23 protein-coding genes and 1 pseudogene are annotated in these 24,444 nt (G+C 71.8%); 11 read left to right on the forward strand and 13 right to left on the reverse strand.

From position 1 onward, the window contains the following. Positions 1-51: 51 nt before the first annotated feature. On the reverse strand, positions 52-423 hold the full coding sequence (locus FV226_RS13330; RefSeq protein ID WP_043764502.1) for a response regulator: 372 nt from the start codon (positions 421-423) through the stop codon (positions 52-54). A gap of 309 nt (positions 424-732) precedes the next feature. Between FV226_RS13330 and FV226_RS13335 the strand changes: the two genes are divergently transcribed. Then, positions 733-1,107 (forward strand): response regulator, encoded by a 375-nt coding sequence (locus FV226_RS13335; protein ID WP_147763312.1) that lies wholly within the window; start codon positions 733-735, stop codon positions 1,105-1,107. A 181-nt stretch (positions 1,108-1,288) separates the two neighbouring features. Here the strand turns inward: FV226_RS13335 and FV226_RS13340 are convergent, their stop codons facing one another. Continuing rightward, positions 1,289-1,774: a hypothetical protein gene (locus FV226_RS13340; RefSeq protein WP_147763284.1), complete on the reverse strand. Its 486-nt coding sequence runs from the start codon at positions 1,772-1,774 to the stop codon at positions 1,289-1,291. 154 nt (positions 1,775-1,928) lie between these two features. Between FV226_RS13340 and FV226_RS13345 the strand changes: the two are divergent. Beyond that, a pseudogene (locus FV226_RS13345) lies at positions 1,929-2,834 on the forward strand (ATP-binding protein); the annotation flags it as partial. Between the two features lie 3 nt (positions 2,835-2,837). On the opposite strand, the gene FV226_RS13350 reads toward FV226_RS13345, so the two are convergent. From FV226_RS13350 to FV226_RS13370, 5 genes are all read right to left on the reverse strand, one after another. Further along, positions 2,838-3,560: a glutathione S-transferase gene (locus FV226_RS13350; RefSeq protein WP_147763286.1), complete on the reverse strand. Its 723-nt coding sequence runs from the start codon at positions 3,558-3,560 to the stop codon at positions 2,838-2,840. 24 nt (positions 3,561-3,584) lie between these two features. Continuing rightward, positions 3,585-4,007 (reverse strand): hypothetical protein, encoded by a 423-nt coding sequence (locus FV226_RS13355; RefSeq protein ID WP_147763287.1) that lies wholly within the window; start codon positions 4,005-4,007, stop codon positions 3,585-3,587. A gap of 176 nt (positions 4,008-4,183) precedes the next feature. Further along, the gene (locus FV226_RS13360; protein ID WP_147763288.1) at positions 4,184-4,570 is read right to left on the reverse strand and encodes a hypothetical protein; all 387 of its coding nucleotides are present in this window, start codon (positions 4,568-4,570) and stop codon (positions 4,184-4,186) included. 109 nt (positions 4,571-4,679) lie between these two features. Next, positions 4,680-6,551 (reverse strand): methylmalonyl-CoA mutase subunit beta, encoded by a 1,872-nt coding sequence (locus FV226_RS13365; protein WP_147763289.1) that lies wholly within the window; start codon positions 6,549-6,551, stop codon positions 4,680-4,682. Positions 6,552-6,663: 112 nt separating this feature from the next. Continuing rightward, positions 6,664-7,467: an undecaprenyl-diphosphate phosphatase gene (locus FV226_RS13370; RefSeq protein ID WP_147763313.1), complete on the reverse strand. Its 804-nt coding sequence runs from the start codon at positions 7,465-7,467 to the stop codon at positions 6,664-6,666. 254 nt (positions 7,468-7,721) lie between these two features. On the opposite strand from FV226_RS13370, the gene FV226_RS13375 reads away from it, so the two are divergent. Genes FV226_RS13375 through FV226_RS13385 form a run of 3 tightly spaced genes read left to right on the forward strand, consistent with a single transcriptional unit; the run spans position 7,722 to position 10,441 of the window. Then, positions 7,722-8,414: a glutathione S-transferase family protein gene (locus FV226_RS13375; protein ID WP_147750396.1), complete on the forward strand. Its 693-nt coding sequence runs from the start codon at positions 7,722-7,724 to the stop codon at positions 8,412-8,414. A 29-nt stretch (positions 8,415-8,443) separates the two neighbouring features. Then, positions 8,444-9,568 (forward strand): tRNA epoxyqueuosine(34) reductase QueG, encoded by a 1,125-nt coding sequence (gene queG / locus FV226_RS13380; RefSeq protein WP_147763314.1) that lies wholly within the window; start codon positions 8,444-8,446, stop codon positions 9,566-9,568. 3 nt (positions 9,569-9,571) lie between these two features. Further along, positions 9,572-10,441, forward strand: a complete 870-nt coding sequence (locus FV226_RS13385; RefSeq protein ID WP_147763290.1) for an SDR family oxidoreductase — start codon at positions 9,572-9,574, stop codon at positions 10,439-10,441. A 16-nt stretch (positions 10,442-10,457) separates the two neighbouring features. Here the strand turns inward: FV226_RS13385 and FV226_RS13390 are convergent, their stop codons facing one another. Continuing rightward, positions 10,458-11,510, reverse strand: coding sequence for an esterase (locus FV226_RS13390; protein WP_147763291.1), 1,053 nt, complete (start codon positions 11,508-11,510; stop codon positions 10,458-10,460). Between the two features lie 104 nt (positions 11,511-11,614). Continuing rightward, positions 11,615-12,178: a DUF533 domain-containing protein gene (locus tag FV226_RS13395; RefSeq protein WP_147763292.1), complete on the reverse strand. Its 564-nt coding sequence runs from the start codon at positions 12,176-12,178 to the stop codon at positions 11,615-11,617. 167 nt (positions 12,179-12,345) lie between these two features. Between FV226_RS13395 and mdcB the strand changes: the two genes are divergently transcribed. Then, positions 12,346-13,215: a triphosphoribosyl-dephospho-CoA synthase MdcB gene (gene mdcB, locus FV226_RS13400; protein ID WP_147763293.1), complete on the forward strand. Its 870-nt coding sequence runs from the start codon at positions 12,346-12,348 to the stop codon at positions 13,213-13,215. Then, the gene (locus tag FV226_RS13405; RefSeq protein ID WP_147763294.1) at positions 13,212-14,132 is read left to right on the forward strand and encodes an acyltransferase domain-containing protein; all 921 of its coding nucleotides are present in this window, start codon (positions 13,212-13,214) and stop codon (positions 14,130-14,132) included. The genes mdcB and FV226_RS13405 overlap by 4 nt, the downstream gene beginning before the upstream one ends. Before the next feature lie 340 nt (positions 14,133-14,472). On the opposite strand, the gene FV226_RS13410 is transcribed toward FV226_RS13405, so the two are convergent. Continuing rightward, positions 14,473-14,829: a hypothetical protein gene (locus tag FV226_RS13410; protein WP_147763295.1), complete on the reverse strand. Its 357-nt coding sequence runs from the start codon at positions 14,827-14,829 to the stop codon at positions 14,473-14,475. A gap of 292 nt (positions 14,830-15,121) precedes the next feature. Here FV226_RS13410 and FV226_RS13415 point away from each other — a divergent pair, with 292 nt between their 5' ends. Then, entirely contained in the window at positions 15,122-16,009 is an 888-nt protein-coding gene (locus FV226_RS13415) for a transglutaminase family protein (RefSeq protein ID WP_147763296.1), read from the forward strand. Positions 16,010-16,015: 6 nt separating this feature from the next. On the opposite strand, the gene FV226_RS13420 is transcribed toward FV226_RS13415, so the two are convergent. After that, on the reverse strand, positions 16,016-17,053 hold the full coding sequence (locus tag FV226_RS13420; RefSeq protein ID WP_147763297.1) for an alpha/beta hydrolase: 1,038 nt from the start codon (positions 17,051-17,053) through the stop codon (positions 16,016-16,018). A gap of 223 nt (positions 17,054-17,276) precedes the next feature. Here FV226_RS13420 and FV226_RS13425 point away from each other — a divergent pair, with 223 nt between their 5' ends. The 3 genes from FV226_RS13425 (at position 17,277) to FV226_RS13435 (ending at position 20,032) form a co-directional block, all read left to right on the forward strand. Next, positions 17,277-18,302 carry an SDR family oxidoreductase gene (locus FV226_RS13425; protein WP_147763298.1) on the forward strand — a complete coding sequence of 342 codons (1,026 nt, stop codon included), beginning with the start codon at positions 17,277-17,279 and terminating at the stop codon, positions 18,300-18,302. A 78-nt stretch (positions 18,303-18,380) separates the two neighbouring features. After that, entirely contained in the window at positions 18,381-19,370 is a 990-nt protein-coding gene (meaB, locus tag FV226_RS13430; protein WP_147754263.1) for a methylmalonyl Co-A mutase-associated GTPase MeaB, read from the forward strand. 11 nt (positions 19,371-19,381) lie between these two features. After that, the gene (locus tag FV226_RS13435) at positions 19,382-20,032 is read left to right on the forward strand and encodes a peptidase C15 (RefSeq protein WP_281406041.1); all 651 of its coding nucleotides are present in this window, start codon (positions 19,382-19,384) and stop codon (positions 20,030-20,032) included. Positions 20,033-20,069: 37 nt separating this feature from the next. Here FV226_RS13435 and FV226_RS13440 read toward each other — a convergent pair whose 3' ends face one another. Both FV226_RS13440 and FV226_RS13445 read right to left on the reverse strand, forming a co-directional pair. Further along, a complete protein-coding gene (locus FV226_RS13440) occupies positions 20,070-20,981 on the reverse strand; it encodes a response regulator transcription factor (protein WP_147763299.1) in 912 nt (303 codons plus the stop codon). Next, positions 20,974-24,384, reverse strand: coding sequence for an ATP-binding protein (locus FV226_RS13445; RefSeq protein WP_147763300.1), 3,411 nt, complete (start codon positions 24,382-24,384; stop codon positions 20,974-20,976). Before FV226_RS13445 ends, FV226_RS13440 begins: the two co-directional genes overlap by 8 nt. Between the last annotated feature and the right edge of the window lie 60 nt (positions 24,385-24,444).

The following is a 24,444-nucleotide window of genomic DNA, read 5'->3' on the forward strand; positions in this document are numbered from 1 at the left end:
AGTGCTACGCCCCCGTAGGTGGTGGTTCTCGGCGCCAGCCCAAGACCGCCGCTACTTCTTGAGGGACTCGGGATGTTTTTCCGACGGCAACGTATTGCGGACGTGGTGCCGGACAACCGAGGGACTGAAGGGCTTCGCGATGAACGTCGCCCCGTCCGGCAGGTCTCCGCGTTCGGGTCGTACGTGGCCGGAGGCCACGACGATGGTGATGTGCGGCCACAACTCGGCGGTCCGACGCGCGAGGTCGAAACCGTCACCATCGCCCGGCATCTGCACGTCCGTGAACAGCAACTGCACCTTGCCGTGGTGCTCGTCGAGCACCCTGATCGCCTGGGCCACGTTCATCGCCTCCAGCACCGCGAAGCCCGCATCCTCCAGGATATCGGTAGCATCCATCAGGATCAGGGCGTCGTCGTCGACCACGAGGGCGAAGGGCGCATCGGAAGGGCCAGGCAGGGTCATCAAGGGGTAAGGCCAACCTCGTCCAGAGGTTGCCGGGTAACATAAGTTTGTTTTGGCGTCGCTTGCCGATTCACGGCGCACTGTCGTGGGGACCGAAGCCTCGACATGCTGCGCGGATACGAGCGGGTGAACGACAGGGTCTATCCCGACGGTACTGCGCACGTCGGCGAAAGCCGCTTTCCTGCATGCACGCTCATCGCATCGGCCGGGACATTTCAACTGGGATGCTCAAGAAGGGCAACTTATCGAGCTAACCTGTGTTGCGCTCTCATGTCGACGAAGCGCTCCATGAAAGCCACCGCCGTGCTCGTCGTCGAGGACGACGACCTCGTGCGCCTCTGCGCCGTCGAGATGCTTGAGGATGCGGGCTTCGTGATCGTCGAGGCACGCCATGCCGACGAGGCCTGGTTCATCCTTCACGAGCGTGCGGACATCGGAGCGCTCTTCACCGACGTCGACATGCCGGGCTCGATGTGCGGGGTGACCCTGGCCGGACGCGTACACGACGCCTGGCCCGACATCCGACTGGTCGTGACCTCGGGTCGGCACCGTCTGGCCCATGGGGATATCCCCGATCACGGCCTGTTCCTCCCCAAGCCCTACAGCGCGGACCAGGTCGTAGACGCGATCCACCAAGCTACCTGATGGGGTCAGCTTGACGGTACCTTTTCGCGTTGGGCGAGATTGGACTTCTTTCGGGCTGACACGCGATGAATCGGCCAGATCGGCTCGGGGCGAAATTTCCCGGATCGTTCCGGTAATCCCATCCCGAAGCCTGCCCTAGGTCACCGCAAAATCAAGAGGGGCCCCGAAGGGCCCCATGGGATCACATGCGGTGATGGCGATGACCATGGCCGTGGCGCATCATGTGACCGCGGTGATGATGGTGACGCATCATGTGGCCGCGGTGGTGGTGGTGACGCATGTGATGACCGCGGTGGCCATGCATGCCGTCCATGCGAACGTCGACGATGTTGGTGGTGGCATCGACGGCGCCGATCATGCCGGGGGCGGCCGAGGCGGGTGCGGAAATGCCGATGGCGCCGAGCGCGGCCAAGGCTGCAGCGGCGATCAGGGATTTCTTCTTGGGGGCTTCCTCGTGGGTTATTGGTGGCCTGGACCGGGTCGGGTACCCATCCGGCGTCATCGAGAAACGGCCATGCTTCCAGGACCGTTCCGCGGTGTGCGTACTCACAAGCCGGGCATGGATAAGGGAATGCCTTTCCGTGGAGCCGTCTCGGGAGGGGGCACGGCACGGCGTTGACGCAGGCACCCCGTGGCATTCCTCATGGCGGTCGCCGAGCGATTGCATCGTCGGCCATCCTTCATCCGGGCCGGGTGCGCGCCGAAGCAAGCTTCCGACGCGGTGCGGCGAACCGAGATCATGGCGCCCGCTAAATGACGTAGGTCACCACAATCGCGTCGTTGATGCAGGCGCTCATTGCGTTCGTCGAGGCGAGTTAATGGGACACAACATGCTGTTCAATGGGCCGCCCGGCTCCGGCAAGTCGATGCTCGCCGCGCGACTCCCCTCGATCCTGCCGCCGCTGACGCCGCGCGAGCTGCTTGCGGTCTCGATGATCCAGTCGGTGGCCGGCGAGCTGAAGGAGGGGCGGCTGTCCGACCGGCGTCCGTTCCGGCAGCCGCACCACTCGGCCTCGATGGCGGCTTTGGTCGGCGGCGGCATCAACGCCCGGCCCGGCGAGGCGTCCCTGGCGCATGGCGGCGTGCTGTTCCTCGACGAGCTGCCCGAGTTCACGCCGCAGGTTCTCGATTCGCTGCGCCAGCCGATGGAGACCGGCGAGATCATGATCGCGCGGGCCAACCACCGCATCACCTATCCGGCCCGCTTCCAGCTCGTCGCCGCGATGAACCCCTGCCGCTGCGGGCAAGCGCTGGAGCCGGGCTACGCCTGCCGGCGCGGGCCGAACGAGCGCTGCATGGCGCAGTACGGCGCCCGCATCTCGGGGCCGCTGCTCGATCGGATCGATCTGCGCATCGAGGTCGCCGCCGTCACCGCCGCCGACCTGATCCTGCCGCCGCCGGCTGAGGGCTCGCGCGAGACCGCCCTGCGGGTGGCCGCCGCGCGCGGGCGCCAGACCGCCCGCTACGACGCCGAGGGCTTGCCCGCGGGCACCACCAACGCCACCTGCCCCGCTACCCTGATCGAGCGGGTCGCCGCGCCGGACGCGGACGGCGCCGCGCTGATCCGCACGGCGGCCGAGAGCATGCGCCTCACCGCCCGCGGCTTCCACCGGACGCTCCGCGTCGCCCGTACCCTCGCCGACCTCGACGGCGAGCCGACGGTCCGCCGCCTGCACCTGGCGGAGGCGCTGTCCTATCGCGGGCGGGCGGAGAAGCCGGCGTCGTGAGGCCTAACCGTCGAGTTCGGCGTAGCGCCGGAAGATGCCCTGTTCGTTGAACGGGATGCGCCGCGGGCTGGCGAGATAGGCCGCGATCCGCGGGCGTCGGGCGACCGCTGCGTGGAGCGCGGCCACGCGCGGGTGGTCGGGGAGCTGCGCGGCCATGGCCTTCGGGAAGGCGTAGCGCAGGCCGTCGACGAGCTGAAACAGCGACAGGTCGGCGTAGCTCAAGCGCTCGCCCACGAGATGGGTGCCGCCGTTGCGCGACAGCACGTGCTCGAACCAGGCCAGGAATTCGGGGATGCGGTCGGCGCGAAAATGCGCGGCGCGGCGGGCGGCTTCCGCCTTCTGGTCCTCGTAGGCGAGGCCGACCGCGACCGGATGGTGGGTGTCGTGCGCCTCGGCCACCGTGTCGGCGATGGTGAGCTGGATCTGGTGGGTCCAGATCCGCTCGTCCTCGGTCGCGCCGACGAGGTCGAGCCGAGGGCCGAGATAGAGCAGGATCGCCGCCGTCTGCCCGACGACCCGGTCGCCGTCGCGCAGGAAGGGCGGGGCGAAGGCCGGGCGCGGCTCGTCGAGATCCTCGAGGATCCGCATCAGCGCCGGCAGGCCGAGTCCGTCGGTCTCTGGCTCGCGGGCGACGTCGACGTAAGCCGCGCCGGCCTCTTCGAGGGTGAGGCGCACGAATTCGCCGCGCCCCTGCAGCATCGGCCAGTAGTAGAGTTCGTAGGCCATCGCGGAAGCGCTACGCGAGACCGGTCACTCGCCCGGCGCCTCGTCCGCGACGGCCTTGTCGGCCGCGGGCTCGGCGCTGGCGACGGTCTTGCGCTCCAGCATCGGCTGGAGGCGAAGGGCGAGCTGCTGGTCGAGATGGCGCGCGTAGGCGCCCTTGAAGTACTTGGCGCCGGTGCCGCGGCCGAAGAGGCGGTCGTGCGTTGCGATCATCGCGTCGACCTCGGGGCGGCAGAGGAAGCCGATCACCCCCGCGGCCTGGAACCAGCGGCCGGCGCGGGCGTGGTTCATCGCGCCGGGGTTGGCCATCACCGTCTCGGCGAAGCAATCGGTCGCGGCCTGCTGCAACGGCGCCATCGCCGTGTCGGCATCGGGCTTCTGGCGTTCGCGCGCCGTGGCCGGCGCGAGGGCGAGAAGGAATGCGAGCACACCGAGCAGCGGGGTCTTCATCGCGCGGGAAGCCTCGAACGAGGGATCGATCGAGTGGAGTATTCCCCAGGGATCGTGTCGGGAACAGGGCCATCCACGCTGCGACGCGACCGCGCGCAGCGATCATGGATCACCGTCGCTTCCGAGTCACAGACGAGGTCGCCGGGACGGACGCGCGTTCGCCCGCGAAGGACGCGTTATCCGCGCCGTTCGGCGTTCCAGCGGCCGCTGCAGCCGGGGGCGCCGTCGGTCGACCACGTGCCGGCGCCGGTGCCCTGGCGGCCGAGGCGGCCGACGACGTTGGCGGTGGCCGACCCGTTGGAGATCGCGGCGCGCACGGCGCCGTTGCTCGCCACGCGCCCGCTGATCGAGAAGTCGCCGCCGGGATAGCTGGCCTGACCGCGCTCGATGCGCACCCCGTAGCGGTAGGCCCGGTCGCAGATGCCGGATTCGGTGATGACCTCGATGCTCCAGTTGCCGTCGTAGCGGTTCGGGATCTGGACCTTCTTCCGCGCCGCGTCGGCGGGGCTGAGGCCGCCGGCTGCGAGGATGAGGAGGGCGGCGGCCAGCGTCAGTGCTTTCATCGGATCCCGGTCGAGCGCGCGTGTCGCGAGGCCCGCACGCGCCGTTCGGGCGTGCGGGCCTGTCCGCATCGAAACACGCGACGGCCGGATCGGTTGCCGATTTCCAAACTCAGGCGCGGGCGGCCCGCCGCAGGGCGTCGTTGAGCAGGGCCAGGAGGTCGCCGCCGGCATGCAGGAAGTCGTGGACGCCCGCCGCCTGCAGCGGCTCGGCCAGCTCCGCCGCCGGCTTGCCGGCGAGGTAGGTCGTCCTGGCGCCGGCCGCCTTGAGGGCGGTCGCCGCGGCGACCGCGCGCGCCTCGTAGACCTTGTCCGAGGAGCACAGGCAGGCGAGCGCGGCGCCGGACGCCGTGAACGCCTCGGCGAGGCTCGCCTCGTCGGCGAACCCGTCGTTGCTCAGGGCCTCGATTCCGCCGGCGGCGAAGGCGTTGGCGGCGAAGGTCGAGCGGGCGTTGAACACCGCCACCGGGCCGAGGTTGGCCAGGAACACCTGCGGGCGCTTGCCGCCCTTGGCGAGGAGGCCGTCGGAGGCGTCGCGCAGCGCCTCGTAGGGCTCGGCCAGCCGCTGCGACGGAAGCGCGTCGCAGGCGACCGCGGCCCCGGTGCCGAAGCTCGCGGCCGGCGCGGGCGGCACGGGCGCCACGTCGAGCACCGCCACCGGCTTCTCGGCGAGGTACGGGAACTCGGTGGCGCCTGTCAGCGCCTCGCGCCGGGTCGCGACGTTCTTCGCGCGGGTCTCGCGGGTGGCCTCGATCCGGCGCTGGAGCTTGCCGACGCTGAGCGAGGCGACGATGCCGCCCTCGCGCTCGATCGCCTGGAACGCTTCCCAGCCGGCCTCGGCCAGCTGCGCGGTCAGGCTCTCGAAGCCGCCGGCGCCCGCCGCCGGGTCGGCGACGCGGGCGAGGTTCGATTCCTCGATCAGGACGATCTGGCTGTTGCGCGCCACCCGCCGGGCGAAGGCGTCGGGGAGGCCGAGCGCCTGGGTGTAGGGCAGGGCGGTGACGGCGTCCGCGCCGCCGAGGCCGGCGCCGGTCGCGGCCATCGCGGTCCGCAGGATGTTCACGAAGGGGTCGCGCCGGGTCATCATCCGCCACGCGGTCTCGGCGTGGAGCCGCAGCGGCTTCGGGTCGAGGCCGCAGGCCTGCTCGATGCGGGCCCAGAGCCGGCGCATCGCCCGGAACTTCGCGATGGTGAGGAACTCGTCGGCATCGGTCACGAGCAGGATGCCGACCGCGTCGCGGGCGCGTTCGAGCGTAATCCCTTCCGCCTCCAGCGCCCGGAGGTAGGCCACCGCCGTCGCGAGCACCGCGCCGAGCTCGGCCGCCTCGCCGGCACCGGCCTCGTGGTAGGGTCGTCCGTCGGCCAGGAGCGCGCGCCCGGCAAAGCCGGCTGCGTCGAACTCCTTCACCGCTCGGCCCAGCTTGGGCGCGATCTCGGACCACACCGCCCCGAGGGTGCCGGAGGCGGCGAGTGTGCCGACGGGATCGATGCCGAGGTCGATGTCGCAGGCCGACAGGTCCTCGCCGCGCGCCTTGGCGAGGTCGAGGACGAGGCGGGCGGCCTCCAGCCCGAGCGGGCCGGCGTCGACCCGCAGCCCGATCAGCGGCAGCATGACGCCGGAGAGCGCCGCCTCCAACTCCTCCACGGTGCGGGCGGTGAGGCCGTAGCCGTGGGCGGCGGGCGCGCCGGAGAACACCAAGGTCAGCGCGTCGGCGCCGCCTTCGAGGTCGGCCAACACCTGCCGGTTCGCCTGCTCGATCTCAGGGTGGTCGACGTGCTGGGCGATCCGCCACGGTCCGGGAGCGCGGACCGGCTGCGGCGCCGGCTCGGCCGCCTCGTAGAGCGGTTCGATGCGCAGGCCGTCCGCGGTCTTGGAGACGAGGCGCTTCTCGAAGTCGGCGCCCTTCAGAACGCCCTCGACGAGGCCGAGCCAGCGCGCGCGGGTCGCGGGCTCGAAGAGGTCGGCAAGCGGTCTGTCTTCCATCGCAGCGGGCCTTCAAACGGTGCCGGGATGCGGGTCTTTCGCCCGATCTCCCCATCCGTCTGCCCTCGCACGGCCCCGCTGGCGAGGCAATCGACCGGGATGCGCGTATTTTCTATCCAAAGATGATCAGGCCGGCGAACCCCGCCGAGCCGACGACGATGCGCCACCACGCGAACAGCCAGAACCCATGGCGGGAGACGTAGTCGAGCACCGTCCGCACGACGACCAGCGCCGAGACGAAGGCCACCACGAAGCCGATGGCGATCAGGCCGACGTCGTCGCTGCCGAGGTTCCTGTAGTTGTCGAGCAGGTCCTTGGCGAACGCGCCGGCCATGGTCGGCATCGCGAGGTAGAACGAGAACTCGGTGGCCGAACGCTTGTCGGCGCCCATCAGCATCGCGCCGACGATGGTGGCGCCGGAGCGCGACACGCCCGGGATCATCGCCAGGCACTGGAAGATGCCGATCTTCAGGTCCATCGGCAGGGTGAAGTCGTAGACGTCGGTCTTCTTCACCTCGAGCTCGGTGTCGTCGAGGACGAGCAGCACGAGCCCGCCCGCGACCAGCGTCGCGCAGACGATCCACGGATTGAACAGGTAGGCCTTGATCACCTTCGAGAACAGGCCGCCGACGATCGCCGCCGGCAGGAAGGCGACGAGGATGCCGAGGACGAACTGGCGCGCCTTCGGGTCGTTCGGCAGGGCGAAGGCGATGCCCAGGAGCCGGCGGAAGTACACCGCCAGGATCGCCAGGATCGCGCCGAGCTGGATCAGCACCTCGAAGGTGTTGTTGGGCGAGTGGAACCCGATGAAGTGCCCGACCAGCAGCTGGTGGCCGGTGGAGGAGACCGGGATGAACTCGGTCGCGCCCTCCACGACCGCGAGCACGACCGCCTTCGCGATGCTCATCGCATCCATCATCGCAGATCTCGCATCATCGCTCGCCTCGGCCGCGCACGAAGGCGACCGGCCTGGTGGGTTGGAATCGCCGCCCGGTGCGGCGGCGCGCCCACGGTTCGCCGATCAAGGTGAACGGGCGGTTACCGCGACCGGTGCGGCGTGTTAATGAGGCGGCAACGATCGGGCAATAACGATGCATCCAAGCCCGGTCCCGCGGGGTATCCCGTGCGGCGCGTCCCGCCGGCAGCCCCCCTCGTCCGACAACGGCCTCGATGGCGACGCTCTATCACTTTCCCTTCTGCGCCAACTCCCGCTTCATCCGCCTCGTCCTGGCCGAGATGGGCCTGGAGCCGAGCCTCGTCGAGGAGCGGCCCTGGGACAGGCGCGACGCGTTCCTGCTGATCAATCCGGCCGGCACCACGCCGGTGCTGATGGAGCAGGGCGGCCTCGTCGTGCCCGGCGGCGGCATCATCGCGGAATACCTCGACGAGACCCGCGGCCTCGGGCTCACCGGCCGCCGCTTGATGCCGGACCATCCGGCCGAGCGCGTCGAGGTGCGCCGGCTGATGGACTGGTTCCTGGTCAAGTTCGACGCCGAGGTGACGGGCTACCTCGTGACCGAGAAGATCGCCAAGCGCTTCATGACGAGCGCCACCGGCGGCGGCCCGCCGGACATGAACGCGATCCGCGCCGCCCGCACCAACGTGCGCTACCACCTCAAATACATCGGCTACCTCATGGCCCGCCGCCGCTGGATCGCCGGCGACCACCTGACCTACGCCGACCTTGCGGCCGCCGCGCACCTGAGCTGCGTCGACTACCTCGGCGACGTGCCGTGGGACGAGGACGAGACGGCGCGGGACTGGTACGCGCGGGTCAAGTCGCGGCCCTCCTTCCGGGCTCTGCTGGCCGACCGGGTCGCGGGCATGCCGCCGGCCGGGCATTACGCGGACCTGGATTTCTGAGCGACCGCCGCACCTTCGCCGGCGCCGAGCTGCGCCGCCTCGTCGAGGCCCGCGCCCGCCACCTCGGCTTCTGCGACGTGCAGGTCACCCGCCCGGAGGCGGTGCCGGTGTTGCCCGGCCGCCTCGCCGCATGGCTGGGCGAGGGCGCCCACGGCACGATGGACTGGATGCAGGACCGCGCCGACCAGCGCGCCTCACCCAAGACCTTGTGGCCGGGGGTGCGCAGCATCATCGTGCTGGCCACGAATTACGGCCCCGAAACCGATCCGCTCGACCTTCTGGCGAGGAAGGATCGCGGGGCGATCGCGGCCTACGCCCAGCGCCGCGACTATCACGACGTGGTGAAGGGGCGGCTGAAGGAACTCGGCGGCTACCTCTCGGCCAAGGGCGACGTGCGGGTGAAGGTGTTCTGCGACACCGCACCCGTGATGGAGAAGCCGCTCGCCGCCGCCGCCGGCCTCGGCTGGCAGGGCAAGCACACGGTGCTGCTGTCGCGCCGCCACGGCAACTGGCTGCTGCTCGGTGCGATCTACACCTCCGCCGAGCTGGAGCCGGATGCGCCCGAACCCGACCGGTGCGGCTCCTGCCGCGCCTGCCTCGACGTCTGCCCGACGAACGCCTTCCCGGCCCCCTACCGCTTGGATGCGCGGCGCTGCATCTCCTACCTGACGATCGAGCATGCCGGCCCGATCGCGCCGGAGTTCCGCAAGGCGATCGGCAACCGGGTGTTCGGCTGCGACGACTGCCTCGCGATCTGCCCCTGGAACAAGTTCGCCCACGCGGCGCGCGACGCGCGCATGGCGGCCGACCCCGCCTTCGACGCGCCGCCGCTCGCCGAACTCGCCGGCCTCGACGACGCCGCCTTCCGCACGCGGTTCGCCGGCACGCCGGTGAAGCGCACCGGCCGCGACCGCTTCCTGCGCAACGTCCTGATCGCGGTGGGCAACTCGGGCGATCCCGCGCTGGCCGCCTCCGCCGAGCGAAACTTGGGCGACGCGTCGGCGATCGTGCGCGGCATGGCGGTCTGGGCCTGCGGCGCGCTGCTCGGTCCCGCGGCCTGCCGCCCCCTTTACGAACGTCATGGGCTCGGCGAGACCGACCCGGACGTGCTGGCCGAATGGCGCGCTCTCTTGGACCCGCCGGAGGAGACCTGATCGATGACCCTCTTCGTGTTCGGCCTCGGCTTTTCTGCCCGGCGCTTCGCGGAGGCCGCCCGCGACCGCTTCCCGCAGATCTGCGCCACCGTGACCGACGCGGACAAGGCGCGGGCGCTCGAGGCCGAGACCGGGCTGTCGATGCGCGCCTTCGGCCCCGAGGCAGACGACCCGCGCATCCCCGCCGACCTCGCGGCGGCCGACGCGCTCCTCGTCTCCGTCCCGCCCGACCGCGACGGCGATCCGGTGCTGCGCCGTTTCCGCGACGACATCGCCCGGAGCCGGATCGGCTGGATCGGCTACCTCTCGACCATCGGCGTCTACGGCGACCACGACGGCGCCTGGATCGACGAGGCGACGCCGGCCACCCCGAAGAGCGCGCGCTCGCAGGGGCGGCTCGCCGTCGAGAACGCGTGGCTCGCGCTCGGGGCCGAGACCGGCAAGGCCGTGCAGGTGTTCCGGCTGTCGGGCATCTACGGCCCCGGCCGCAACCCGATCGTGAAGCTGCGGGACGGCCGGTCCCAGCGCATCGTGAAAGCGGGACAGGTCTTCAACCGCATCCACATCGACGACATCGCCGCGACGCTGCTGGCCTCCCTCGACCGCCCGCGCAACGGCGCGGTCTACAACGTCACCGACGACGAGCCGGCCGCGCCCCAGACCGTGACGGAATACGCAGCCAGGCTCACCGGCCTTCCCCTACCGCCTGAGGTCGACTTCGAGACCGCCGACCTCTCGCCGATGGCGCGTAGCTTCTACGGCGAGAACAAGCGCGTGCGGAACCGCCTGATCCGCGAGGAACTCGGCGTCGAACTCGCCTACCCCACCTACCGGGAGGGGCTGCAGGCGCTGAAGGACGAGGCGGCCGGCTGAGGGCGCCGCCCCGTCTTCACGATTTCCGCGGCGGCATGTGCGCGTCGAGCCAGGCGGTCAGCCAGGCGGCGACGTCGAGGCTGTTCCGGTCCTGCATCAGCATGTGCGAGTTGCCGGTCAGGCCGACGTCGGCCAGCAGCACCAGCTCGGCCTTGCCGCCGGCCTTGTTGGCGGCCTCGACGAAGGCGCGGCAGAGCTTGAGCCGCGGCGCCCAGCGCGGCGCCAACTCGACGTAGTCGCCCCACAGCACGAGGATCGGCAGGTCCCTGTAGGGCGCCATGTCGTCCTTGGCCGGATCGGGGCAGGCCGCCGGCTCGATCGCCACGAGGCCGCGGATGCCGGCGCGGTCGAGCGCCGCGGTCTGGAACGGGTAGATGCCCGATTGCGAGTGGCTGATCAGGATCGCGCCGTCCAACGTCTTCGCCAACTCGGACAGGGCGGGGACGGTCGGGTTCGGGGTCGGCAGGGTCGCGGCCCAGTCGGCGACCATCTGCTTCCAGAACTCGCCCTGCGCCTCCAGCGGGAACTGCATCCCGGGGAAGACCTCCGGGTATTTCGGGCCGAAGCGGAAGATCGCCCAGGCCGGTTCCTGGCCGGCCGAGACCACCGGCGGCAGCGTCTCCGGCGCGGCCTTGCCGGTCTTCACCGCATTGATCGCGGACGGGTCGACCGCAGAGCGGCCGCGGCCGGCCTGGTCGATCACGTAGGTGGGAAAGCCGGCGCGGACGAAGAACTCGTCCCAGCCCATGCGCCCGTCCGGCGTCGTCTCCCAGGTCTTGCCGGTAAGGCAGCAGCCGTGGATCAGGACGACCGCCGGACGCTTGGCCTCCACCGGGATTTGGTAGCGCACGTAGACCTGGTCGACGGCGATCGTGCCCGAGGGCGCGTAGGCCGGCAGCGTCGAGAGCGTGTCCGAGGCGACGCTGCGGCCGCCGACGAAGAAGCTGCCCTGCCGGGCGATGGTCAGCGGCCCCAAGGGCTCGGCGGCCGCCGCCCCGGTCATCAGGCCGCCCGCGAGGGCGACGGCGGCGAGCTGCCGGCGAAGCGGTTTTGAGGTTTCCTCGGACATGCGCTTCCCGGGCTTTTCCGCGACGCCATCTTCCTGCGCCGCGACCCGGAGCCTAGCACCGTCGCACCCGCCGGCATCAACCGGAGGGTGCAACGGCGAGACGATCAGGCCGAGAGTTCACGCTCGACGCGGGCGGCGGCCTCGGGCGGCACGTCGAGGGCCTCCGCCAGCATCTTGAGGAACTGGCGCTCCTGCATCGTGTCGAGGTCGATCGCCAGCGCCGCCGCGGCGTAGATCCGTGTGGCGGCTTCGGCATCGTCCACCGCGTCGGCGATCTCGTCGATCTCGGCCGGGTTGCCGAGCTCGCGCTCGAGCCAGGCGCGCCCGTCGCGGTCGATGCCGGCGGCCGCCACCGCCTCGTCGAGGCGGCGGCGCTCGGCCGCGTCGACCACGCCGTCGGCGACCGTCGCGGCCACCATCGCCCGCAGCATCAGGCGCGCCTCGTCCTCCGGCACGTCCTGGAAGGCCGCCGTCTCGGTCGCGTCCGCCTTGCCGCCGCGTAGCGACCGGTAGGCGAGGCCGCCGATCAGGGCGAGGCCGCCGAGCGCTGCGCCGGCGAGCGCGCCGCCGCGCGCCTTGACCAGGGCGTCGACGATCCCCTTGGCGTCGAGGGCTTTCTTCGGGGCGCCGGACGTCTTGGCATCCGGGGTTCTGTTCGAGTCGGGCATCGCGGGGTACCTCAGAAGGCGGGACAGGATCGGACCGGCAACCATCGGCCGGGGCCAAGGTTCATCCGCGTGTTTCGCCGCGCCGGTTGCCGGATGCGGGCGCGGCGGCGATATGGAGCGGCACCGGCGGTCTTCCGTCCCGAACCCGTCGCCGCATCCGAGAGGCCATGACGACAGCCGCCCGTTCCCGAGCCCCGAACCTGCCCCTACGGGACGCCGAGCGCGCCAGGCGCATCGCGGCGGCCGCGGCCTCGGCCCTGCGGCGCGAACTCGACACCTACCCGAAGCCCGGCCTCGTCAGCCGCATCGACAGCGGCAGCCATGCCGACATGGACGCCGCCACCTTCGCGGCGAGCACGGCGGCGATCGAGCCCTACCTCGCCGACCTCGCCGCCGCCGGCGCCCAGGGTGCGACGATGCCCGAGCTTCGGCGCATCGGGATCGCGGCGGAGGCGGCGATGCGCGCGGCGACCGGGGGCGTGAACACCCATCGCGGCGCGATCTTCGGCCTCGGCCTGCTCTGTGCGGCCGCGGGTTCGTTCTCCGGGGAGACCATCCCCGCCGGCGGGCTCGGCGACCGGGTCCGCCAGCGCTACGGCGCGGACATCCTCGACGGCCCGGTTCTGCTGCGCGCGCCCGGGGCCGAGGCCCGGCGCCGGCACGGGGTCGGCGGCGCGCCGCGCGAGGCGGCCTCCGGCTTCCCGAGCGTCTACGAGGTCGGCCTTCCGGCGCTGGCCCGTGGCCGGCGCCTGCGCCCGGACGACCCGGCGGCGGCGCACGTCGAGGCCTGCCTCGCGCTGATCGCGACGGTGGAGGACACCAACCTGCTCCACCGCGGCGGCGAGGCCGGCTACGCCTTCGCCCGCGACGCCGCCGCGGGCTTCGTCGCGGCCGGCGGCGTCGGGCAGACGGCGTGGCGCGAGGCGGCCGAAAGCCTCCACGACGCCTTCGTGGCTCAAAACCTCAGCCCCGGCGGCGCGGCCGACCTGCTGGCGATGACGCTGTTCGTGGATGCGATCGAGGCGCCGACCCCGTGACGCTGGCGATCCTCTGTTCGGGGCAGGGCGGCCAGCACCCGGGCATGTTCGACCTCACCGCCGGGCTGCCGGCGGCGCAGGCCGTGTTCGCGGCGGCCAAGCCGCTCCTCGGCGCCGACCCGCGCGACATCGCGCGGGCGGGCGGCGCGGTCCTCAACGAGAACCGCACCGGGCAGATCCTGTGCTGCGTCGCGGCGCTCGCCGGCTGGACCATCGTCGCGGCATCCGCCCCGGCGCGCCGCATCGTCGCCGGCTACAGCATCGGCGACCTCGCCGCCTGGGGCTGCGCCGGACGCTTCTCGGTCGAGACCGTGCTGGCGCTCGCCGCCGCCCGCGCCGAGGCGATGGATGCGGCCTCGGGCGTGGGGCACGGCCTCGCCGGCATCCGCGGCCTGCCGCAGGCGCGGATCGCGGACATGGCAAGCGCGCATGGCTGCCACCTCGCGATCCGCAACGCGCCCGACAGCGTCGTCGTCGGCGGGCCGGTCGATGCGTTGGAGGCCGTCTGCCGCGCGGCGCTCGCCGCCGGGGCGCAGCGCGCGGTGGTGCTGCCGGTGCGGACGCCGTCGCACACGCCGCTCCTCGCCGCCGCCGCCCTGCGCTTCGGCGGGATTTTGCGCGCGGCACCTCAGGAAAAGCCGCCGCGCCCCGGTTCGCGCCTCGTCGGCGGTCTCGACGGCACCGCGGTGTTCGACGCCGCCGCCGGGCTCGACAAGCTCGCGCGCCAGATCGCGCAGACGATCGACTGGGCGGCCTGCCTCGACAGCTGCCGGGAATACGGCGCCACCACCGTACTCGAACTCGGCCCCGGCCACGCGCTGGCGACCATGGCCGGCTCGGCGATCCCCGACGCGCGGGTGCGGGCGCTGGAGGATTTTCGCACCGCGGCGGGCGTGACGGAGTGGCTCGCCGGCTGAGGCGTCGTCAGCCGCGGCGTCGATCCGCCGGGCGCCAAGCTGTCGTATCCCCACGCTTCCGCGCATCCCCTCGCCCCGCGTGCGGGGAGAGGGCTTGGCCGAGCGAGGCGGCAGCCGAAGGTGAGGGGCGCCGACGGAGGAGCCTCGTCCTGCACCTCCCCCTCACCGTCGCTTCGGCTTCGCCTCCGCTTCCCGCAGGGACGACGAGGTCCCATCGGGCCTCTCCCCGCGTGCGGGGAGAGGGGGGCCAGCCTCAGCCCTCGTGCGAGGAGAACAACGGACCCGCTCGGTCGCTTCGGCTAGGGAAGGGCGTCCCGTTCGATCGGGACGCCCAAAACCCTCACGAATCGAGGGCGTCGGCCTCGTCGATGTCCACGAGGAAGACGATGTCGGCTTCGTCCTCGTCCTCCTCGCCCTCTTCGGTGGTCGCGTCGTTGGCGGCGGCGGCGTGGCGCGGGTCGTCCTCGAAGTCGCCTTCGCCGTCGTCCTCGGCCAGCGCGTCCTCGAAGATCTCGATCTCGTCCTCGTTGGCGGCGCGGATCTTGAGCTCCGAGGTGCCGTTCCAGAGCGGCGCGCCGTCGCTCGTCATCTTCTGGATGTCTTCCTTGAAGCCGTCGCAGGTGAAGAGGTCGCGCGCTGTCTCCTCGTCGCCGTTGATGACCGCCACGGCTTTGCCCTCGATCTCGAGCGTGAACATCGCTGACTTCCCTCTGATTACCGTGTTGCGAAAGGCCCGCATCCGGGCCGTTCGCGCCTGCGCCGCAAGAAAGCTCTGGAACTTCCGCGCACCGCTCTCAATCCGGTCGCGGGGATGCTGTAGGGGGGAACGGTACACCCGCCAACCCCGAATTATCGCGCCGTCCGAGCCCTTCGCGGTCCGCCTCCTGCTTGGGTCCGGTCGCTCTGGCCCGGCGACGGCGCGCGTCAGACCATACGCCTTCCACCACAAGCCTTGGCCGGCCCCAGTTTCAGGAAAGAAGGAATCCCGGATGCGGATCAGGCTCGGCTGCGAGATGCGCTACGCCTTCCCCTATCCCGTGCCGATGGTGGTGATGCTCAACCTGCATCCCTCCTGCGCCGACGCCCTCGAGGCCCCGGATGCGATCGTCACCCAGCCCGCGGTGCCGGTCGAGACGTACCGCGACAGCTTCGGCAACCTCTGCGGCCGCCTGATCGCGCCGGCCGGCGCCTTCACCATCGGCACCGACGGGATCGTCGCCGACGACGGGCTGCCGGACCCGATGGCGCCGGACGCCGCGCAGCACCGCGTCGAGGACCTGCCGGCCGAGACCCTGCTGTTCCTGCTGCCGAGCCGCTACTGCGAATCCGACCTGCTCGCCGACGAGGCCTGGCGGCTGTTCGGCGACACCCCGCCGGGGTGGGAGCGGGTGCAGGCGGTGTGCGACTTCGTCAACGCCCACCTCGCCTTCGGCTACGAGTTCGCCCACCGCGACCGCACGGCGCTCGACGCCTACCAGGGCGGGCGCGGGGTCTGCCGCGACTTCACCCACCTCGCGGTGGCGTTCTGCCGGGCGCTGAACCTGCCGACCCGCTACTGCACCGGCTACATCAGCTTCATCGGCGAGCCCGAGCCGCACCCGGCCGGCGACTTCTGCGCCTGGATGGAGGTCTACCTCGGCGGGCGCTGGCACGTGTTCGACCCGCGCAACAACGCGCCGCGCATCGGCCGGGTCATGGTCGCCTACGGGCGCGACGCCGCCGACGTGCCGCTGACCCACACCTTCGGCCCGAACCCGCTGGTCGGCTTCCGGGTCTGGGCCGACGCCGTCGCGGTCATCGACCACCTCGACGCGGAGGCCGCCGAAGCCCCCGAGGAGCCGCTGCCGCCGCAGACGATGACGACGCGGATGGAGTGAGGGGGCTTAAGCCCCGCTGCCGCCGCGCGAGATCGCGCGCTTGACCACGGCCTGAACCTCCGGGTTCGACAGGAACAGGTCGTGGTTGATCAGGCCGCCGCCGTAATCCGAGGCGTCGGCGACGCGCACGCCGAGCGCCTCCAGGCGCTCGCGGTCGGCGGCGCCGGCGCGGACGACGCCGCCGGCGATGGCGCCGGAGAGTTCCAGGGCGCGGTCGTTGGTCGACGAGATCACCGTGATCTTGTGCACGTCCGAACCGAGCTTGGCGACGCTGCCGGTGAACAGGTCGATGTCGATGTCGGGGGCGGCCAGCACCACCGCGCCGATCCGGTTCATCGCCGCCTCGCCGGCCTCGGCGCGCAGCATCCGCAGGGTCTCCAGGGTCAGCAGCGTGCCCATGGAGTGGGCGACGAGGTTGATCTTGCCGGCGCTCTGCGTGGAGGCGAGCGCCTTCAGCAGGTCCTCGAAGGCGTCGCGCGACCACAGCGCGCTCTCGCGGTCGTAGCCGTAATCGAAGGTCGCGGCGGCGGACGGCCAGGTGAACAGGCCGGACACGCCGCGGAAGCGGATGCCGTCGGAGAGCCGGGCCGCGCTGACGGCGGCGGATTCGAACGATTCGCGGTAGCCGTGGACGTAGATCAGCACGTCGCGCCCCAGCGCGGCCTCGGCGAAGGCGTTGGCGGCGCTGGGACCGGTCTCGACCTTCGGCACCGCTCCGATGGTCCAGTCGCCGGAGATCACCGACGAGACCTTGCCCAGCAGCGACCGGTCGGGCGGGGACAGCCGCACCTCGGCGAAGCTGAGGCCGCGGCCGCGCTCGGCGTTGAAGTAGGGGGGCTTGGGCGGGCTGCCGACGGGCTTGCGCGTGGTGGCGACCAGGAGCACCGGCATCACGTCGAGGGCCGATTGCCGCTCGGGCAGCACGACCGTGCCCGTCGAGAGGCTGTCCGTGATGCAACCGCCGAGGGACGGCGCCAGCACGGCGGTTCCAGCGAGGGCACCGAGGCGGACGAAGGCGCGGCGGGTCGGAGGCTGGCGCAGCATGATCTCGGGTCTGTCCGGCGCGATGGGAGACGGCGATGTGTCCGGCTCCGAGACCTAGCCTGTGCCGCAGGATCATGACCATGGCAGGGCACAAGCGTGACCGTTCGCCCGGTGGATTGCGGGCATCGGCCGTCTGGGGCCGGCGGAAACGCATTCTGAACGGAGGCGGCGTGCGGCGGTTGGGAGGGCAGGGGGGACGCCGAAGGATCGGAAAGGACTTGCCGTGTTCAGATCGCGAAACCCCCTCGGCCGCCAGGTCGTCGTCATCACCGGCGCCTCGAGCGGCATCGGCCTGGCCACCGCCCGCATGGCGGCCGAGCGCGGCGCCAAGGTGGTGCTGGCGGCCCGCAGCGGCGACGCGCTCGCCAGGATCGAGAGCGAGATCAAGGCGGCCGGCGGCCAGGCCATCCAGGTCGTGGCCGACGTCGGGGACCGGGCTGACGTCGACGCCATCGCCGAGGCCGCGATCGCCCGGTTCAGCCGGATCGACACCTGGGTCAACGATGCTGGCTTGTCGATCTTCGGGAAGCTCGAGGAGGTCGTCGATGCGGACAACAAGCGCCTGTTCGCCACGAACTTCTGGGGCGTGGTCAACGGATCGCTGGCGGCCGTTCCGCACCTGAAGCGCACGGGCGGCGTCCTGATCAACCTCGGCAGCGTCGCGTCCGACGTCGCGTTTCCGCTGCAGGGCATGTATTGCGCCAGCAAGCACGCCATCAAGGGCTTCACCGACGCCCTGCGCATCGAGCTGGAGGAGGAGGGCGCGGGCGTCGCGGTCACGCTGATCAAGCCGGCCGCGATCGACACGCCGTTCCCGCAGAACGCGAAGAACTACACCGACCGCGCGGTGAAGCTGCCGCCGCCGGTCTATCGCACCGAGGAGGTGGCCAACGCCATCGTCCACGCCGCCGTGCATCCGCAGCGCGACATCTATATCGGCGGCGGTGGCCGGCTGATGAGCGCGGCGCAACGGTTGGCACCGCGCGCCTTCGACCGGATCGGCCGCACCATGATCGCCCAGCAGCTGCGCGACGAGCCGGCGCGTGGCCGCGCGGGCGCCTTGCACCAAGCCGGGGGCGCCTCGCACGAGGCCGGAAGCACCGGGCGGACATCCGGCGACCATCCGGGCTACGTGATGCGCCGGAGCTTCTACACGCGCAGCACCCTGCACCCGCTCGCCTCGTCGATCGTGGCGGTGGGGGCGGTGCTGGCCGCGACCTCGGTGCTGGCCGGCAACCGCCGGCGCTGATCCGGCGACGCGGGAGGGGCGCGGCGACACGGGCCCGCGCCTCTCGACGAACGCCCTCGGTCCCGGCATGAAGGGCGGATGACGCCCGCCTCCCTCGACATCGATGCGCTCCGAACCCGGCTGCTCGCCGGCGACCGGGCCGCGCTCGCCCGCGCGATCACGCTCGCCGAATCGAAGCGGGCCGACCACCGGGCGCTGGCGCGGGACCTGATCGACGCGGTGCTGCCGCAGACCGGCCAAGCGATCCGCGTCGGCATCACCGGCGTGCCCGGCGTCGGCAAGTCGACGACGATCGACGCGCTGGGTGCCAACCTCACGGCCGCCGGCCACAAGGTGGCGGTGCTGGCGGTCGACCCGTCCTCGACGCGCACCGGCGGCTCGATCCTCGGCGACAAGACCCGGATGGCGCGTCTCGCGCTGGATCCCAACGCCTTCATCCGGCCCTCGCCCTCGTCGGGCACGCTCGGCGGCGTCGCCGCCAAGACCCGCGAGACCATGCTGCTCTGCGAGGCGGCCGGCTTCGACGTGATCCTGGTGGAGACGGTGGGCGTCGGCCAGTCCGAGACCGCGGTGGCGGACCTGACCGACTTCTTCCTCGTGCTGATGCTGCCCGGCGCCGGCGACGAGCTTCAGGGCATCAAGAAGGGCATCCTCGAACTCGCCGACATGATCGCGGTCAACAAGGCCGACGACGGCGAGGCCGAGCGGCGGGCGAACGCCGCAGCCGGCGAGTACCGCGCCGCGCTCCACATCCTCACCCCGGCCTCCGCCACCTGGACGCCGCCCGTGGTCACCATCTCGGGCTTCCACAACCTGCGCCTCGACGCGATGTGGGACCGGGTCGTCGACCATCGCCAGAAGCTCACCGCCACCGGCGAGATCGCGAAGAAGCGCCGGGAGCAGGATGTGAAGTGGATGTGGGCCCTCGTTCACGAACGCCTGCACCAGCGCCTCGTCGGCACGTCGGAGGTGCGCAAGGCGACCGCCGAGGCGGAAGGCCGCGTGGCGAAGGGCGAAGCCTCTCCGGCTGCGGGCGCCGCAATCATCGCCGAGCTGATCGGGCTTTGAGCCCAACAGCTTTGAGCGAAGCGCCGGTTCTCCTGATCACCGGGTTCGGCCCGTTTCCCGGCATGCCGCGCAACCCGAGCGCGGCGCTCGCCCGCCGTCTCGAACGGTCGAGCCGCCTCAGGCTCGCCCTCGCCCTCGGCCGCGCTCTGCGGGTGCGGGTGCTGGACACCACCTACGACGCGGTCGGCACGCAGCTGGTCCCGGAGCTGACGCAGGCACCCGCGGCGGTGCTGATGCTCGGCGTCGCCTCGCGGGCCAAGCGCATCCGCGTGGAGGCGCGGGCCTGCAACCGGGCGAGCCGGTTCTACCCGGATGCGTCGGGGCGCCCGTCCGCCAGCCTCACCCTCGATCCGGCCGGGCCGGCGGCGCGTCATGCCGTCGTCGCGCCCCAGGCCCTGGCGATCCTGCGCCGTCACGGGCTGGCGGTGGTCGGCTCGCGCGACGCCGGGCGTTACCTGTGCAACGCTAGCTACTTCCGCGCCCTGGCCGAGCCGTGCCCGGTGCTGTTCGTCCACATCCCCCCGGTGTCCTCGGTGAAGCGGCCCCGCGACGCGGTGCGCCCGCGGCGCGGCCGTCTCGATCCCGCGGCGCAGGCGCAGGCGTTGACCGAGGTGGCGCTGTTCCTCTGTGTTCGAGGACGGGCGGCCGCGCGGACGCGCTGATGCCGCCCGACACAGGCATATGCATCCACCGCGTCGCTCACCCCAGATCCTGCAGGTGGCGCGCGGCGATCACCGAGGCGGCGGTGCGGTTCTCGACGCCGAGCTTGGCGTAGATGCCCTCCAGGTGCTTCGTCACCGTACGCGGGCTCAAGCCTAAGATCTCGCCGATGTCGCGGCTCGACTTGCCACGCGAGAGCCAGAGCAGCACCTCCGCCTCGCGGCCGGTGACGCGGAGCCGGTCGCGCAGGCGTTCGAGGCCGGCGGCGGTGTCGTCGCGCGAGAGCCGGAGCAGGATCTCCTCGCCGGTCCGGCCGATGAAGCTGAGCACGTGGGCGCGGCCCTCGCGGTCGCGCAGACTCAAGGGGGCCGCCGCGCCGCCCTCCAGGGCGTCGCGCAGCCACGCGCGGCTCGTCGCGGGCAGGGCGAGCGCCGTGCCGGGGTCGGCCGCGAGGTCGCCCAGCAGGCGCGCGGCCTGCGGCGTGCACCACGCCACGGCGCCGGCCGCGTCCACGGCGAACAGTGTGCGGCCCGCGGTATCGAGGGCCGCACGCGCGCTCTGCGCCGCCCGCGCGCTCGCCAGATGCACGCGGATGCGCGCCAGGATCTCGTCGGGGGCGATCGGCTTGGTGACGTAGTCGACGCCGCCGGCGCCGAGCCCCTTCACGATGTGCTCGGTCTCGGTCAGCCCGGTCATGAAGATCACCGGCACGTGCGCAACGTGCGGTTTCGCCTTGAGGCGGCGGCAGGTCTCGAACCCGTCCATGCCGGGCATCATCGCGTCGAGCAGGATCACGTCGGGGGTGATCTCGTCGACCAGCGCCAGGGCGAGGTCGCCCGCCACCGCGACGAGGACGGTCGCCCCGGAGCGCTCGATCGCCTCGGTAAGGAAGTTCAAGGTGTCGGGGGAATCGTCGACGACCAGGACGATGTCGCGCTGCGGCTCAGCCATCGACGGCGGCTCCCTCCGACGCGACCGCGCGATCCGCCATGCCCTCCGCCATCGCCTGCAGCACGCTCAGGTAGCGCCGCATATCGAAATCGGCCACGAGGCCGCGCATCCGCGCGACGAACGCATCCGGCACGCTCGCATCCTGCGCCATCTCGGCGAGCTTGGCCTCGATGCCGCGGATGTGCCCGATCCGCCCAAGGCGCAGCAGGTCGCCGACCTGCTGCGGCGACGGCCCCGAGGCTTCCGCGGAGGGCGTCGCCGCCGGCTCGGGCTCCGCCTCCGGGGCGCCCGCCCATTCGAGGCCGAGGAGCTGCGTGACCCGTTCGAGGAAGTCGCGCAGGTCGAAGGGCTTTGCGATGATCGCGTCGTGCGGGGCGTCGTCGCCGCGGATCGGGCTGATCTCGTGGACGTTGGCCGACATCATCGCGATCCGCCCGGCGAACCCCGCCTCCCGCAGGCGCTTGGCGACCGCCCAGCCGGACAGTCCCGGCATCGCGATGTCGAGGAGCAGCAGGTCCGGGCGTTCGGCCTCGGCTGCGGCGAGGCAGGCGGGACCGTCGATCGCCTCGACCACGACGAACCCCTCCGGCTCCAGGATCTCGCGCATCAGCGCGCGGTGCCCGGCATCGTCGTCGGCGACCAGCACCGTCCGCCGCGCGCCGGCATAGGCGCGGGATGGGATCGCCGGCGGGACCGGGATCGGCGCGGCGCGGGTGATCGCGGACAGCATCAGGCGGAAGCGGAAGGTCGTGCCGCGGCCAAGTTCGCTCGTCACCGAGATCTCGCCGCCCATCACCTGCGCCAGCAGGTTGGCGATGGTGAGCCCGAGCCCGGTCCCCGGCGTGCCGGCGGCGGCCGGGGTCGTCCCGCGCTCGAACGGCTCGAAGATCCGCTCCAGGTCGGACTCGGGGATGCCAGGCCCGGTGTCGCGGATCGTGAACACGGCCACCTGGCTGCGGTAGCTCAGGTCGAGGGCGACGTGGCCGGCCTGGGTGAACTTGATCGCGTTGGAGAGCAGGTTCAGCAGCACCTGCCGCAGGCGCTTCTCGTCGGTGGCGACCACCGCGGGCAGGATCTCGGGCCGGGTGAAGCGGAAGTCGAGGCCGGCGCTCTGCGCCTGCAGCCGCACCATGTCGACGATCTGGTCGAGCACCTCGGCGATGCGGATCTCGTCGCGATGGATCTGCAGGCGGCCCGCCTCCATCCGCGAGATGTCGAGGAGGCCGTCGATCAGGCCCGAGAGGTGCTGGGCGCTGCGCCGGATCACCCGGATGCCGTTCTGGCGCGCTGGCGGGATCGCCGCGTCGCCCTCCAACAGCTGGGCGTAGCCGAGCACGGCGCTCAAGGGCGTGCGCAGCTCGTGGCTGATGCCGACGACGTAGCGGCTCTTGGCGAGGTTGGCGGCCTCCGCCGTCTCCTTGGCGGTCTGGAGCTTGGCGTCGGTGACCTTGTGCGCCTCGATCTCGGCCTCGAGCAGGGCGGTCTGGCGCCGCGTTTCGGCCTGCGCGACGCGGCGGCTCTCGTGCGCTAGCACGAACAGCCACGCGACCACGCCGAGGATGACGACGAGGATGAAGAACACGCTGGTCAGCGCGGCGCGCAGCGCCACGCGGTGCTCGGGATGCTCCAGCGTCGCCCCGGCGTGGACGATGCCGAGGATCAGCCCGACCACGGCCACCAGCGTCAGCATCAGGGCGAGGTAGCGCCCGAGCGGCGCGCCGATCCAGGCGGCGGTGCGCGCCGGCACGATCCGGCCGAGCACGGCCTGCGCCTGCGCCTCCAGCTTGCCGTGCGGCTTGCACAGGTCGCCGCAGCGGGCGTCCAGGGAGCAGCACAGCGAGCAGATCGGCCCGTCATAGGCCGGGCAATGGGCCATGTCCTCGCCCTCGAACGGCAGCTCGCAGACCCGGCAGACGATCTCGGGCCGCCCCCAATCCGCCTTCGGCGTCCGCGCCAGGTAGTAGCGCCCGCCTGTCGCCCAGGCGATCAACGGCGCCGCCGCGAACGCGACGCCGAGCGTCAAGAGCGGCGCGAAGGGCTGCAGCGCGCGCCCGAGCAGCCCTGCATGGGCGAAGGTGCCGGCGAGCAGCGCCAGCGTCATCGCGCCGGTGCCCACCGGGTTGATCGCGTAGAGGTGTGCGCGCTTGAACTCGATGCCCGGCGGCGACAGGCCGAGCGGCTTGTTGATCGCGAGGTCCGAGGCCAGCGCCCCGACCCAGGCCGAGACCACGACCGCGTAGAGCGGCAGCGTGCTGGCGATGGTCTTGTCGATGCCGAGCTCCATCAGCAGCAGCGCGATGGCGACGTTGAAGACGAGCCAAACCACCCGCCCCGGATGGCTGTGCGTCAGGCGCGAGAAGAAGTTCGACCATGCGATCGAGCCGGCATAGGCGTTGGTGAGGTTGATCTTGAGCTGGGAGACCACGACGAACGCGGTCATCAAGAAAAGCGCCGCCTCCCGCGAGGGCGTGACGTAGCCGAAGGCGATCCAGTACATCCGGGTCGGCTCGGCGGCGTTCTCCGTCGCGACGCCGTGCTCCATCGCCAGCACCGCGAGGAACGCGCCGAGGAGGATCTTGAGCATGCCCGGCACGATCCAGCCGGCGCCGGCCGCCAGCACCGCCGCCCACCAGCGCCGGTCGCGCGGTCCCTCGGGCGCCGGCACGAACCGCAGGAAGTCGACCTGCTCGCCGACCTGCGCCAGGAGCGCCAGAAGCACGCCGGCGGCGAGCCCGAAGCGGGCCGCGTCGAATCCCGCACCCGATCCGGGGGCCAGGCCCGGAAAGGCGAAGAGCGCATCGAGCGGGGCGTCGCCCTTCCAGGCGATGCAGGCGAGCGGCAGCAGGTTGAGGCCGACCCAGAGCGGCTGCGTCCCGATCTGGAACCGGCTGATCAGGCGGATGCCGTAGGCCACGAGCGGGATCACAACCGCGGCGCAGGCCAGATACCCGATCCATAGTGGCAGGCCGAAGCATAGCTGCAGCGCCAGCGCCATGATCGCGGCTTCGATGGCGAAGAACAGGAACGTGAAGCTCGCGTAGATCAGCGAGGTCACGGTCGAGCCGAGATAGCCGAAGCCGGCCCCGCGGGTGAGCAGGTCCATGTCGAGGCCGTAGCGGGCCGCGTAGATCGTGATCGGCGCAGCGGTGGCGAAGATCAGCACGCCGACGACGAGGACGGCGGCCAGCGTGTTCGAGAACCCGGTGGCCAGCATCAGCGTACCGCCGATCGCCTCCAGCGCCAGGAACGAGAGCGAGCCGAGCGCCGTCTGCGCCACCTGGAACGCCGACCAGCGCCGCGCCTTCTTGGCGGTGAAGCGCAGGGCGTAGTCCTCCAGCGTCTCGTCGGCGACGAGGCGGTTGTAGGCCCGCCGGATCGGGATGATGTGCTGGCGCCCGCTCATGGGGTGGTGGTCGGTCCCGAAACGTCCCCGGACGGCATGGCCCGCGGCGCGTGCGCCATC

The sequence above is a fragment of the Methylobacterium sp. WL12 genome (genome assembly GCF_008039475.1).
GTDB lineage: Bacteria > Pseudomonadota > Alphaproteobacteria > Rhizobiales > Beijerinckiaceae > Methylobacterium > Methylobacterium cerastii.